The 13,977-nt window shown below is 67.9% G+C and carries 9 protein-coding genes; 3 read left to right on the top strand and 6 right to left on the bottom strand.

Annotated features, from left to right (window positions below):
* Positions 1-106: 106 nt before the first annotated feature.
* The 3 genes from V5F74_RS15480 (at position 107) to metH (ending at position 5,920) form a co-directional block, all read left to right on the top strand.
* Positions 107-1,126: an ArsR/SmtB family transcription factor gene (locus V5F74_RS15480; protein WP_029557282.1), complete on the top strand. Its 1,020-nt coding sequence runs from the start codon at positions 107-109 to the stop codon at positions 1,124-1,126.
* Positions 1,126-2,067 (top strand): methylenetetrahydrofolate reductase [NAD(P)H], encoded by a 942-nt coding sequence (gene metF, locus V5F74_RS15475; RefSeq protein ID WP_024277687.1) that lies wholly within the window; start codon positions 1,126-1,128, stop codon positions 2,065-2,067. The genes V5F74_RS15480 and metF overlap by 1 nt, the downstream gene beginning before the upstream one ends.
* Positions 2,068-2,155: 88 nt before the next feature.
* Positions 2,156-5,920: a methionine synthase gene (gene metH, locus V5F74_RS15470; protein ID WP_394009016.1), complete on the top strand. Its 3,765-nt coding sequence runs from the start codon at positions 2,156-2,158 to the stop codon at positions 5,918-5,920.
* Between the two features lie 15 nt (positions 5,921-5,935).
* Here the strand turns inward: metH and rsmA are convergent, their stop codons facing one another.
* From rsmA to V5F74_RS15440, 6 genes are all read right to left on the bottom strand, one after another.
* Positions 5,936-6,814 carry a 16S rRNA (adenine(1518)-N(6)/adenine(1519)-N(6))-dimethyltransferase RsmA gene (gene rsmA / locus V5F74_RS15465; RefSeq protein WP_029557284.1) on the bottom strand — a complete coding sequence of 293 codons (879 nt, stop codon included), beginning with the start codon at positions 6,812-6,814 and terminating at the stop codon, positions 5,936-5,938.
* On the bottom strand, positions 6,811-7,896 hold the full coding sequence (gene pdxA / locus V5F74_RS15460) for a 4-hydroxythreonine-4-phosphate dehydrogenase PdxA (protein ID WP_394009013.1): 1,086 nt from the start codon (positions 7,894-7,896) through the stop codon (positions 6,811-6,813). Before pdxA ends, rsmA begins: the two co-directional genes overlap by 4 nt.
* Before the next feature lie 91 nt (positions 7,897-7,987).
* On the bottom strand, positions 7,988-8,896 hold the full coding sequence (locus V5F74_RS15455) for a SurA N-terminal domain-containing protein (protein ID WP_029557286.1): 909 nt from the start codon (positions 8,894-8,896) through the stop codon (positions 7,988-7,990).
* 97 nt (positions 8,897-8,993) lie between these two features.
* Positions 8,994-11,423 (bottom strand): LPS-assembly protein LptD, encoded by a 2,430-nt coding sequence (locus V5F74_RS15450; RefSeq protein ID WP_245279336.1) that lies wholly within the window; start codon positions 11,421-11,423, stop codon positions 8,994-8,996.
* Positions 11,424-11,533: 110 nt separating this feature from the next.
* Positions 11,534-12,631, bottom strand: a complete 1,098-nt coding sequence (gene lptG / locus V5F74_RS15445) for an LPS export ABC transporter permease LptG (protein ID WP_024277693.1) — start codon at positions 12,629-12,631, stop codon at positions 11,534-11,536.
* A 2-nt stretch (positions 12,632-12,633) separates the two neighbouring features.
* Positions 12,634-13,971, bottom strand: coding sequence for an LptF/LptG family permease (locus V5F74_RS15440; protein ID WP_250166498.1), 1,338 nt, complete (start codon positions 13,969-13,971; stop codon positions 12,634-12,636).
* Between the last annotated feature and the right edge of the window lie 6 nt (positions 13,972-13,977).

Genomic DNA, 13,977 nt, shown 5'->3' with positions numbered 1-13,977 from the left:
CGGCAATGCGAGATTCCCGGTGGCTCGCGATCGTGATCGCACTGTGGCGCGCGGGGCATAGGTCGCGGGCTTGAATGCCTGTCGGTAAGGATATAAAGATATCTTTATGTCAGATCGGCCTGCGCCCGCAGCTTCCTCCTTCGCCGCCGTCCTCGAGGGCCTCAAGGCCGCCGGGGAGGATACGCGCCTGCGTCTCGTCGCGGTGCTGGGGGAGGCTGAGCTCACCGTCTCCGATCTCACTGAAATCCTTGGCCAGTCGCAGCCGCGCATTTCCCGCCACCTCAAGCTCCTGGCCGATGCCGGGCTGGTGGACCGTCACCGGGAGGCCAGCTGGGTCTTCTACCGCCGCGCGTCGGAGGGGCCGGGCGGGCGAATCGCCCGGAGCCTGCTCGACCTGCTCGACCGGGACGATCCGGTTCTCGTCGGCGATCGGGCGCGGTTGGAGGCAGTGCGCGCCGCCCGCGCCGCGGCCGCGCAGGGCTATTTCGCGGCCCATGCCCGCCAATGGGACGAGATTCGCCGCCTGCATGTGCCCGAGGCGGCGGTGGAAGCCGCCGTACGCCGTGCGTTCGCGGGTATGCCCGTCCGCGCGCTGCTCGATCTTGGGACCGGCACGGGGCGGATGCTGGAGCTGTTCGCGCCCGACATCGAGCGCGGCATGGGGGTCGATCTCTCCCCGGACATGCTGGGCGTCGCCCGTGCCAATCTGGAGCGCGCGGGCGTCCGCAACTGCCTGCTGCGCCAGAGTGACATCTATGCCGTCCCGGTCCCGCGCGACGCGTTCGACGCCGTGATCGTCCATCAGGTGCTGCACTATCTCGACGACGGCAGCCGCGCGCTGAAAGAAGCGGCGCGGGTGCTGGCGCCGGGCGGCCGGTTGCTGGTGGTGGACTTCGCCCCCCACGGCCTCGAATTCCTGCGCGAGGCCCATGCCCACCGCCACCTCGGCTTCGACCGGGCGACGGTGGAGGGCTGGCTCGCCGCCGCGGGCCTTGAGCTCGTTTCCTTTGATACCCTCACCCCCGATGGTGGCGCCGGCGACGGCCTCACCGTCTCGCTCTGGCTCGCCCGCGATCCGCGCTACGTGGTGGCCGACGCCGACCTCGCCCACAGGGAGATTGCCTGATGACCACCCCCGCTCCCAGTCCCGCCGCGGCGCCCGTGCGGGCCAGCCGGGAGATGGACCGGCCGCCGGTGAATGTCTCCTTCGAGTTCTTCCCGCCCAAGACCGAGGAGATGGAGAAGACCCTCTGGGCCTCCATCCACCGGCTGGCGCCCCTGTCCCCGAGCTTCGTGTCCGTCACCTATGGCGCGGGCGGCTCCACGCGTGAGCGCACCCATGCGACGGTCGCGCGCATCGTGAAGGAGACGGACCTTCATCCGGCAGCGCACCTCACCTGTGTCGGGGCCAGCCGGGCCGAGATCGACGACGTGGTGCGCGCCTACAAGGATGCCGGCGTGAAGCACATCGTCGCCCTGCGGGGCGATCCGGCGACCGGTGTCGGCACCAAATACGAGCCGCATCCGGACGGCTATCCCTATGCCTGTGACCTCGTGGAAGGCATCCGCCGCATCGGCGATTTCGAGGTGTCGGTCTCGGCCTATCCCGAGAAGCACCCGGAAAGCGCCAGCCTCGATGCGGACATCGATTATCTGAAGGCCAAGGTGGACGCCGGCGCCACCCGCGCCATCACCCAGTTCTTCTTCGAGAACGACGTCTATTTCCGCTACCTCGACAAGGTGCGCGCCAGGGGCATCGACATCCCCATCCTGCCCGGCCTGCTGCCGGTGACGAACTTCAAGCAGGCGTCGAACTTCGCCACCCGCACCGGGGCGAGTGTGCCCGCGTGGCTGCTGAAGCGGTTCGAGGGGCTGGACGACGATCCCGAGACCCGCAAGCTCATCGCCGCGGCCGTGGCGGCGGAGCAGGTGACGGACCTCGTTGATCGCGGTGTCACCGATATCCATTTCTATACCCTGAACCGCGCCGACCTCGTCTACGCCATCTGCCACCTGCTCGGGCTGCGCCCGGATGCAGCGCCGGCGGTGCAGGCGATGGCGGTCTGAGCGCGACGCCATTCCCGCCGGCGCGGTGCGCCGGCCTGTCCCTCACGGAGGCGCGCGACCGCGTCGCCCCGAGCCTCGAGACCGCCCCATGACCGCGCCCACGACCACCCCGAACACCGCCTCTTCAACCCACGCCGACACCATCTTCGCCGATCTCGCCAAGGCCGCCGCCGAGCGCATCCTGGTGCTCGACGGGGCTATGGGCACCATGATCCAGCAGCTGAAGCTGGACGAGGCGGGCTATCGGGGCGAGCGGTTCAAGGACTGGCCGCGGGACGTGAAGGGCAACAACGACCTTCTCAGCCTCACCCAGCCGGACGCAGTTCGGGCCATCCACCTCGAATATTTCCGTGCCGGCGCGGACATGGTGGAGACCAACACCTTCTCCGGCACCTCCATCGCCCAGGCCGACTACGGCATGGAGGAGATCGTCTATGAGCTGAACTTCGAGAGCGCGAAGCTCGCCCGCGAGGCGGCCGACATCGCGCAGAAGGAGGATGGCCGCCGCCGCTTCGTGGCCGGCGCCTTCGGCCCGACGAACCGCACCGCCTCCATCTCGCCGGATGTGAACGACCCCGGCTTCCGGGCCGTGACCTTCGACGAACTGGCCGACGCCTATCACGAGCAGGCGCGCGGCCTCGTGGACGGCGGCGCCGACATCCTTCTCGTCGAGACCATCTTCGACACGCTGAACGCCAAGGCGGCCATCTTCGCCATCGAGAAGCTCTACGCGGAGCGGGGCTTCCGGCTGCCGGTGATGATCTCCGGCACCATCACCGATCTCTCCGGCCGCACGCTTTCGGGCCAGACGCCGAGCGCCTTCTGGTATTCGCTGCGCCACGCCAAGCCCTTCTCCATCGGCCTCAACTGCGCGCTGGGCGCCCGCGAGATGCGCGCCCACATCGCCGAGATCGGCCGGGTGGCGGACACCCTCGTCTGCGCCTATCCCAATGCGGGCCTGCCCAACGAATTCGGCATGTATGACGAGAGCCCGGAGGCCATGGCGGCCCTTGTCGGCGAGTTCGCCGCCTCCGGCCTGGTGAACGTGGTGGGCGGCTGCTGCGGCACCACGCCTGCCCACATCCGCGCCATCGCCGAGGTGGTGAAGGGCAAGGCGCCGCGCGAGGTTCCGGAACTGGAGCCGCGCCTGCGCCTCTCCGGCCTTGAGCCGTTCGAGCTGACGCCGCAGATCCCCTTCGTGAACGTGGGCGAGCGCACCAACGTCACCGGCTCCGCCCGCTTCCGCAAGCTCGTCACCAACGGCGACTTCCCCGCCGCCCTCGCGGTGGCCCGCGACCAGGTGGAGAGCGGCGCGCAGGTGATCGACATCAACATGGACGAAGGCCTCCTCGACAGCGAGGCCGCCATGATCACCTTCCTCAACCTCGTCGCCGCCGAGCCGGACATCGCCAAGGTGCCGGTGATGGTCGACAGCTCCAAGTGGGAGATCATCGAGCAGGGGCTGAAGCGCCTGCAGGGCAAGGGCATCGTCAATTCCATCTCCCTCAAGGAGGGCGAGGAAGCCTTCCTGGAAAAGGCCCGGCTGGTGCGCGCCTATGGCGCCGCCGTGGTGGTGATGGCCTTCGACGAGGAGGGGCAGGCCGACAGCTATGCCCGGAAGACCTCCATCTGCGAGCGCGCCTATCGCATCCTGACCGAACAGGTGGGCTTCCCGCCGGAAGACATCATCTTCGATCCCAACATTTTCGCGGTGGCCACCGGCATAGAGGAGCATTCGGGCTATGGCGTCGCCTTCATCGAGGCGACCCGCTTCATCCGCCAGAGCCTGCCCTATGCCCATGTTTCGGGCGGCGTCTCCAACCTCTCCTTCTCGTTCCGCGGCAACGAGCCGGTGCGCGAGGCGATGCACGCGGTGTTCCTCTATCACGCCATCAAGGCGGGCATGGACATGGGCATCGTCAATGCCGGCCAGCTCGCCGTCTATGACGAGATCGAGCCCAAGCTGCGCGAGGCGTGCGAGGACGTGGTGCTGAACCGCCGTCCCGACGCCACCGAGCGCCTGCTGGAGATCGCCGAGGGCTTCAGGGGCGCCGCCGGCAAGGAGAAGAAGGAGGCCGACCTCGCCTGGCGCACCTGGCCGGTGGACAAGCGCCTTGCCCATGCCCTCGTCAACGGCATCACCGATTTCGTCGAGGCCGACACGGAGGAGGCCCGCCAGCAGGTGGCGCGCCCGCTGCACGTCATCGAAGGCCCGCTGATGTCCGGCATGAACGTGGTCGGCGACCTGTTCGGCGCCGGCAAGATGTTCCTGCCCCAGGTGGTGAAGTCCGCCCGCGTGATGAAGCAGGCGGTGGCCTATCTCATGCCCTTCATGGAGAAGGAAAAGGAGGAGATGGGCGTCACCTCCGCCTCGGCCGCCGGCAAGGTGCTGATGGCGACGGTGAAGGGCGATGTCCACGACATCGGCAAGAACATCGTGGGCGTCGTGCTCCAGTGCAACAATTACGAGGTCATCGACCTCGGCGTGATGGTGCCCACGCAGAAGATCCTGCAGGTGGCCAAGGACGAGAAGGTGGACGTGATCGGCCTTTCCGGCCTCATCACCCCTTCGCTGGACGAGATGGTGAACGTCGCCTCCGAGATGGAGCGCGAGGGATTTTCGGTGCCGCTCCTCATCGGCGGCGCCACGACCTCGCGGGTCCACACGGCGGTGAAGATCGCGCCGCGCTATGACCGCGGTCAGGCGGTCTATGTCACCGACGCGAGCCGCGCGGTGGGCGTGGTCTCCAACCTGCTCAATGCCGAGACGCGCGGCGCCTATGTGGCCGACGTGCGCGCGGAATATGCGAAGCTCGCCGAGGCCCACGCCCGCGCCGACGCCAACAAGCAGCGCCTGACGCTCGCCAAGGCGCGCGAGAACGCCCTGAAGCTGGATTTCTCGGCCCACGCGCCGGAAAAGCCCTCCTTCCTCGGCACCCATGTGATCGAGGACCACGACCTCTCCGACCTCGTGCCCTATATCGACTGGACGCCCTTCTTTCAGTCCTGGGAGCTGACCGGGCGCTATCCCTCGATCCTGGAGGACGCGGTGGTGGGCGAGCCGGCGCGCGCGCTGTTCGCCGACGCGCAGGCCATGTTGCAGAAGATGGTCTCGGAGAAGTGGGTGACGGCCCGCGCCGTGGTGGGCTTCTGGCCGGCCAATGCGGTGGGCGACGACATCCTCCTGTTCCGCGACGACAGCCGCAAGACCCCGCTCGCCACCCTGCACACCCTGCGCCAGCAGCTTGCGCGGCGGGAAGGGCGGCATAATCTGGCGCTGGCGGATTTCGTGGCCCCGCTGGAGAGCGGCGTCGCCGACTATGTGGGTGGCTTCGCGGTGACGGCGGGCATCGGCGAGGAGGACCGGGTCGCGGCCTTCAAGGCGGCCAACGACGATTATTCCGCCATCCTGCTCAAGGCCCTGTGCGACCGCCTCGCCGAGGCCTTCGCCGAGCGGCTGCACCATCTGGTGCGCACCAGGCTGTGGGGCTATGCGGCCGACGAGGCGCTCCCCAATGACGACCTCATCGCCGAGCGCTACCGCGGCATCCGTCCGGCGCCGGGCTACCCGGCCCAGCCGGACCATACGGAAAAGGCGACGATCTTCGAGCTGCTGGACGCCACCCACAAGGCGGGCATCCACCTCACCGAGAGCTTCGCCATGTGGCCGGGGGCGGCGGTGTCCGGCCTCTATTTCGCCCACCCCCAGAGCGCCTATTTCGGTGTCGGCCGCATCGAGCGTGATCAGGTGGAGGATTACGCGAAGCGCAAGGGCTGGACCGTGGCGGAGGCCGAGCGCTGGCTCGCCCCCATCCTCAACTATGATCCGGCGCGGGTGGAGGCGGCGGAGTAGCGCCGCCGCATCATCTCACTTGAGCGCGGACAGCGCGCCGAACGGACGGCCGATGCCTTCGGAGAAGGCGTTGGCCAGCCGGACGAAGCCGGCGACGTCGATTTCCTCGGCGCGGGCGGTTTCCTCCACGCCGGCGGCGGCGAGCAGGGCCATCGCATCGACGCCAAGGGTCTTCAGGCTCTGGCGCAGCATCTTGCGGCGCTGGCCGAAGGCGGCTTCCGTCACCTTCTCCAGAGCGGACAGCGCGCAGGGCAGGGGCTCCGCGCGCGGCACGAGGTGGATCACCGAGGACGTCACCTTGGGCGGCGGCACGAAGGCCGAGGGGGCGACGTCGAAGGCGATCCGTCCCTTGGTGCGCCAGCCGGCCAGCACCGCGAGGCGGCCGTAGGCCTTGGAGCCCGGCTCGGCCACGATGCGCTCCGCCACTTCCTTCTGGAACATGAGGGTAAGGGACGAGAACCACGGCGGCCACGGGTCCGTGGAGAGCCAGCCCACCAGCAGCACGGTGGCGATGTTGTAGGGCAGGTTCGCCACCACCCGCGCCTCGCCCTCGCCGAGGAGGGGGCGCACGTCCACCTTGAGGGCATCGCCCTCGATGACCTCCAGCCGGCCCGGATAGTGGTCAGCGACCTCGGCCAGCGCATCCATGCACCGCCGGTCGCGCTCGATGGCGATGACGCGCTTCGCCCCCAGAGCCAGCAGCGCGCGGGTGAGGCCGCCCGGACCGGGGCCGACCTCCACAATCGTCACATCTTCCAGCGGCCCGGAGGCGCGGGCGATGCGGCCGGTGAGGTTGAGATCCAGCAGGAAGTTCTGCCCCAGCGACTTCTGCGCGGAGAGGCCGTGCTTGCGGATGACGTCGCGCAGCGGCGGCAGATCGTCGAGCGCGCTCATGCGCGCGCCAGTGCAGGAGCCGGGGCTTGGCTCGTCGCCCTCTCGGCGTCGGCGAGGCGGCGGGCGAGCCGCAGGGCGGCGATCAGGCTGGAGGGATCGCCCCGGCCCGTGCCGGCGATGTCGAAGGCCGTGCCGTGGTCCGGCGAGGTGCGGATGAAGGGCAGACCGAGGGTCACGTTCACCCCATCGTGGAAGGCGAGGGTCTTGGCCGGGATCAGAACCTGATCGTGATACATGCCCACCGCCACGTCATAGCGCGCCCGCGCTTCGGGATGGAACATGGTGTCGGCGGGCAGGGGGCCGGTGGCGAGGATGCCCTCGCGCTTCAGCGCCTCCACAGCCGGCCGCACGATGGCCTCGTCCTCGCCGCCCAGCGTGCCCTCTTCGCCTGCGTGGGGATTGAGGCCGCAGAAGGCGAGGCGGGGGCGGGTGATGCCGAAGCGCCGTGCCATGTCGCGGGCGACGATGCGGCCGGTCTCCACCAGCAGGTCAACGGTGAGAAGGCCGGGCACCTCGGCATAGGGCACGTGGATCGTGGCCGGCACCACCGCGAGCTGCTCCGACCAGATCATCATCACCGGATGCGGCGCTGCCCGGCCTGGCGCGGCGGCGCGGTCGGCGAGCCATTCAGTATGGCCGGGAAAGGGAAAGCCCGCCTCGTACATCACAGACTTGGCGAGCGGATTGGTGACGAGGGCGGGGGCCCGCCCGGCTGTCACGAGGCCGAGGGCGGCCTCAAGGCTCGCCTCCACGCAAGCGGCGGAGGACGCGTCTGGCCGGCCGGGCCGGCCGGTGAAGGCAGGGCCGGCGGGGAGCACCGGCAGGGCATTGGCAAAGTGCGCGACTGCGCCCTCGGGTGTCGTCTCGACAAGCGGCACGTCGAGGCCGAGGAGGTCGGCGCGGGCGGCGAGCGCGGCGGGATCGCCGGCGACGATGAAGGCCGGGACGGCCGCGGTGCCGCCTGTCGCGCCACCTGCCGCGTCACCTGCCGCGCGACGGCGCAGGAAGGCGGCGAGCGTGACGTCGGGGCCGATGCCGGCCGGATCGCCGAGGGCGAGAACAAGGGGAGAGACGGCGGGCATCAGCGATTCGTCAGCAGTACGGTTCTGCGCCGGGTGCGAGCGCGGGCCGACCATAGCACGCGGGAACTGGCGCGAAGTCCCGCCGCGCGGATCAGCGACGGTATTGGATCAGGGCCTGCTTGCGCAGCTCGGCGATGAACTTCTTCGATTCGGCGGTGAACTGGCTGGTGGTCAGCTCGTCCTTGATCTCGCGCTTCTGCGAGCTCTCGCCGCGCACCTCCCGCTTGCCGCACATGGCGAAGGTCTCGACCCCGGCCTGGGCGACCTCTGGCGGCGTGAGCCGGCCGATTTCGGTCTTGTCCAGGATCTGCTTGAGCTGGGCGGGGACTTCGGAGGACAGGCGCGTCACCTTGGGGCGCACCACCACCTCCTTCATGGACTTCACCATCTGGGCGCCGCTGTCGCAATCGGTGAAGCGGGCGCGCAGGGCGTTGGCCTCGGCCAGTCGCGCCTGATGCGTGCTGGCGTTGCGCGGCACCACGAAGACAATGGGCATGAGGGTGTATTCGGTGGCGACCAATTGGGTCTCGCCACGCTTCTGCAAGGCGGCGATCACGTCGGCATCGCGGATGTTCACCGTGCCGGAACGGGCGCGGACATACTGGCCCCAGACATAATCGGCGAGCAGCTTCTGCTTGAAGGTGCGGTCGTCGAGGCCCTGCTGCTTGAAACCGGAGGACAATTGCTCGGGCGTGCGGCCCGACCGCTCGGCCACCGAGGCGAACATGCGGTCCACGTCCTTCTGATCCACGTCGAGCTTCAGGCGGCTGGCCTGCTGGATCTTGAGCCGCTCGTCGATCAGCTCTTCCAGGGCTTCCTTTGCGCCGATGGGCTTGCGCTCGATGAGGCTGTGGAGGAGCTGGCGCTGCGAGACGTCGTAGTTCGTGATCGGATCGCCGTTGACGATGACCACGACCTGCTGCGCAAGCGCCGGCGTACCCAAGGTGAGCACGGGCACGAGGAGGGCGATGGCGAGGAGAAGAAGGCGTACGAGCGGCATGGTCCTGTCCGGGGGCTGCCTGCGACTTTTGTCTTCATCCTGTGGCGGCAATGCGGCTTCGCGAGCGTGGCCGTAACGTTCGCCGCCGCAGCCGGCATCAATTCGAGGATTCAGAGCCGAAGCTGGTGGAGAAGCCACCTTCGCCAAGGGTGCGCAGGCCGATGCGGAACATCACCTTTGTCACCGGCGGCGCGTTGGGGCCGTTGAGGGTGTAGTCGGAGATGTAGTTCAGGGCGAGGGTGAAGCAGTCGTCGATGTAGCTGAGGCCGACGAGGGTATAGTCCACCTCGCCCGCGGCGAAGTCGTAGCGCAGGGCGCCGCGGATGGCCCAGTTGTCGTTCAGCTTGTAGGAGGCGTTGGTGTAGATGCCCTCGCGCGGGTCGTAATAGCCGAGCAGCGGCTGGGCCTCGTAGCGGCCGTAGGTGACGGCGATATTGAACCTGTCGATCTCGGCCCGCGCCTGCAGCTCGAAGCGCTGCATGGAGAAGTTCTGCTCGTCGAAGCGGAAGCGGGTCACGAATTCGAGATATTTGGTGGGCGAGTAGCCGAACTTGGCGATGTAGTCCGAGGCCGAGGTCTCGAGGCCCGATTCGAGGCCGGTGTTGGCCATGTCGCCGTAGGCGTAGGAGTTCTTGCCGAACAGGTTGTAGGACTGGCCGACCACGGCGGTGAACAGGCCCGCGCCGTTGATGGCAGCGGTGTAGGTCACGCCGAGGTTCAGGCGGCTGCCGCCCTCGACCCGGTCGTAGCCGGAATACTTGTTCACCTCGAACAGGTTGGTGTCGTCGAACACCAGGCTCTGGGCGTCCTCGTTCGGGAACTTGCCGATGTTGCTCTCGTTCGGGCGGATGATGACCTGCGCCCTGGGCTCGATGGTCTGGGTGCCCCAGCTCTCGGCCGAGATGAAGGGATACTTGTAGTCGAGACCGACCGCAGGCATGGCGCGGATGAGGTCGTCGCTGCCGGACTGGAGCGGGTTCTGCCCGGGGAAGGTGGGGCCGAACTGGTAGCTGGCGGGCAGGTAGGAGGTGTTGACCGAGGCCACGTCCACCCGCGCCGTGACGAACGGCGTCCACTGCTGGCCGAGGGGATCGGTGATGGTCTTCTTCCAGTAGACGTCGCCGGACAGGCGCGTGTAGTCGCCCGGCGCGCCGCGCAGCAGGCATTCCTTGGCGTTCGGGCTCCACAGGGTGCACGCGCCGGTGGGCACGCCGACGCTGCCGATGGCGGAGGTGAGTTCGGAGGTGCCGATGAAGTCGGCCTGCTGGCGGGTCAGGCTGGTGAGGTTCACCTTGAAGCCGGCCTCGCCGCCCCACAGGGCGTTGTTGAACACCTTGTCGTAGTTGAGCGTGCCGACGATGGGCTGGCGGGCCTGATCGTCCGTCACGCCAAGGCCGAGGAAGTAGAGGCCGCGCAGGTCGAAATAGGACCGGTCGCCCTGGCCCGTCAGGTAGACGGTGGAGGTCTTGGTGGTGGTGGTGTCCGGGATCAGGTTGTAGTCGCGCAGGAAGGTGCGGTCGGAGACGATGGTGCCGTCCCAGCCGAAGGTCCAGAACTTGTTCAGAGCGAAGGCGCCGGAGCTGTCCACCGAGCCGCGGTCCTGGCGATAGCCGGGCAGGATCTCGGTGATGCCGTTGGACGTGGTGATGAAGTCCTGCGGGTTTTGCTGCACGATGCCGGCGGCGCGGATGGTGTAGCTGCCGTTGATCAGGCGCTGGCGCCACTCGCCCTGCATCAGCACGCCCTGCTGGGTCAGGAAGGCGGGGGTCAGGGTCAGGTCGCGGTCGGGCGCGATGTTCCAGAAGAAGGGAACGGCGACGCCGTAGCCGATCTGGCTGGAGGAGAAGAACTCCGGCATGAGGAAGCCGGTCTTGCGCTTCACCGTCGGGTCCGGCGACGACATGTACGGGAAATAGGCCACCGGCAGGCCGAAAAACTCGACCCAGGCGTCCTCGTAATAGACCATCTTCTCGTCGTCGTTGTGGATGATCTTCTTGGCTTTGATCTGCCACAGCGGCGGCTTGGAAGGGTCGTCCTTGCACGGCTCGCAGGCCGTGTAGATGCCGTTCTGGAACACCGTGATGTTGCCATCGGTCCGGTCGGCGCGGATGGCGGCGAAGTGGGTGTTGTCCGGCGTGTCGAGGCGCAGGGAATCGATGAAGCCCTGCTTGAAGTCCTGCGTCAGCTGCAGGGTGTCGGCGGTGATGATCTTGCCATCTTTGTCCTTGAGGCGGGCATTGCCTTCCGCGCGCAGGGTGTTGGCCTTGCGGTCCAGCACCACGCGGTGCGCCTCGAGGGAGGAGCCGTCGTAATAGATCTGGACGTTGCCGACCGCCGCGACGGTGTCCTTCTGGTAGTCGTATTCAAGCTGGTCGGCCGTCACCAGCATCTTCTGGTTCGGGTCGAGCTGGCGCGCGGCGAGGAGATTGCTGCCCGGCGCCGTGTTCTGGCTGGCGGCAGGCTGAGCGGTCTGCGCACGGGCGCTCCCCATCGGCGCGAGGAGGGCGACGAGGCCGGCAAAGATCAAGCTGAAGGCGGCAGCCGAGGAGGCGCGTCGAGACGCGCGACCACCCGTTCCCCGCGCAGCTGCGCGAAGGCCCTTGGCAGTCATCCCTACGGCGGGGGGATGCCCGACCGTCATCCGTCCTCCCGGTGCAACAGAATGAGCGCCCCCAACAAAATCCCGGTCACTGCAGGAAACCACGCAGCAGCAACGGGATGAACGATTCCAGCCTCACCAAGATCCTCGGCGAGCTTGGTCCCAACATAAAGCAGAAAGCCCGCAAGCACGCCACCGAGAATCGTCTGGCCCACCCCGCCGAAGCGGAACACGCGGAGGCCCACGACCGCGGCAATGAGGACCATTGCCACCAGCAGAAACGGCTTTGCGAGAAGGCTCTGGAGCTGCAAGCGGTATTTTTCCGCGCCGAAGCCGGATTGTTCTGCACTGCGAATAGCCGACGGGAGTTGCCAGAACGACACGGTTTCCGGGGCGATCAGCGAATCCTGGATCTGCTTCGGGTCCAGCTTCGTGGCGATCAGGTAGGTATCATAGGAAGCAAGGTCGAGGCCCGGAACGAGCACCTTGGCGCCGGTAAGAATCCATGCACCATCTCCCAAGGTTGCAGATTTCGCCTCCACACGCTCCATGAAGTTCCCGGCCGGATCGAACTCGAAAATCACCACGCCCGACAGCACGCGGCCGCCCTGGCGGGAGGACTGCGCCTGGATGATGGATTGGCCGTCCACGCTCTGCTGGCGAATCCAGAAGTCTTTCTTCCCCTGGGTAAAGCCGGGGGTGCCGCCGCCGCTGGCGAAGATGTCGCCCTCGATCTGGTTGGCCCGCTCCTTGAAGTCGGCAGAGATGGGGTTGAACACGCAGGTGGCGAAGACGCCCACCAGGAAGGCCACCAGAACCGGCGGGGTGATGAACTGCCAGACCGAAAGCCCCACCGCCCGCGCCACCACCAGTTCGAGCCGGCGGGACAGGATGACGAAGGTGACCATGCCGCCGAACAGCACGGCGAAGGGCAGGAGTTGCTCGGTGAAGGCGGGGGCGCGGTAGAGGGTGAGCAGGGCGAGAAGACTCACCGTCACCTGCTCGCGGTCCGCCGTGCGCCGGGCCATCTCCAGGAAGTCCACGAGCACGATCAGCGTGACGCAGGACAGGAAGATGACCGCCACTGCGTGCGCGAAGCGCCGCGCGAAATAGAAGCCGAGGATGCGTCCGATCATCGTCAGGCCGCTGCCCGCCGCGAGAATCGCGCGCGGATGGAGGCGCCGAGCGCCGTCAGCGCCGCCGGCGGGGCGAGGCGGATCCAGCCCTGGAGCACCATGGCGCAGATGATGACGGTGACGATGGGCAGCGCATAGATCAGCGGCACCGCGGCGGCGTTGGCCTTCAACTGACCGGCGATGGCGAAATTGCCGATCTGCACCAGCCCCATGGCGGGGATGATGGAGGTGAGCGCCGCGCCCCGGCTCTGGCGGGTGGTGCGCGGCTGGGCCAGCGCCGCGGCGGCGATGGCGAAGAAGGCCATGGGATAGAGCCCCGCCGAGAGGCGCTTGTGCAGCTCCTCCCGATATCGTCCGGGGAAAAAGCGGACATACATGTCCTCGGCCGGCGGGTTCATCACATAGGACAGCGGCCGCTCCATGGGCTTGATGTCCACGCCCTTGTTGTCCGGCGCCAGCGACGACAGATCGAAGGCGTAGCGCTGGAACTCCACCACCGAGGAATTGGCGGCCTTGCTGTCGGAGCGTCCCTGCTTCTGGTCACCGGCCGGGGTTGCGGGAGCCGCCGGGGCGGGCGCGGACGAATCGGCGGGTTTGGTGGCCTGTCCCCCCCCGTTCTGGGCGGCGAGCTTGGCACGGGCGGCGGCGCGGGCCTCCTCGGGCGTCGGCTGGGGCGTCGCCTCGGTCTTCCAGAGGTCGCCGCCACGCCGGTGAATGGAGCCGTTCTCCAGCACCAGGAAGATGCCGGCCTTGCTCTCGACGATCTGGCCGCGATCCGCGAGGTAGGTGGAAACCTCCTTCTCGCGGGCGTCATTGATGAAGATGCCGCGCATCACGCCGTTGGCGGAGCGCTCGCGCACGTGGAAGACGAGGCCCTGCGTCAGGTTCACGAAGCGGCCGGGCTGGGCGACGAAGGACACCACGTCCGCGCGCACCTTCGTCACCTGCTCGCGGAAGCTGGTGAGGCTGGCCGGCACCACGTGGACGGCGAGGGAGGAGCAGAACAGGGAGACGAGAATCGCCAGCAGGATGAGCGGGCGCAGCAGGCGCCACGGCCCCATGCCGGCGGCCGCCATCACCACGATCTCGCTGTCGCCGTTGAGCTTCAGCAGCGTGTAGGCGGTGGCGATGAACAGAGCGGCGGGCGCGATCACCAGCACCAGGGTCGGCATGGTGAGGCTGGTGATGGCGATGAAGGCGATGATGGTCTGGCCCTGGCTGGTCACCAGGTCGAGCTGGCGCAGTGCCTGCGTCGCCCAGATCATCCCGGCGAGCACGACCACGACCCCCAGGAAGGCGACAGCCGCCGTGGAGAAGATGTAGCGATCCAGACGGCCCATCACAGC

The organism is Xanthobacter aminoxidans, from assembly GCF_043193615.1.
In the GTDB taxonomy this organism is placed as follows: Bacteria; Pseudomonadota; Alphaproteobacteria; order Rhizobiales; family Xanthobacteraceae; genus Xanthobacter; species Xanthobacter aminoxidans.
Note: the sequence above shows the minus strand (reverse complement) of the source record. Positions and strands in the feature narration are given on the sequence as shown.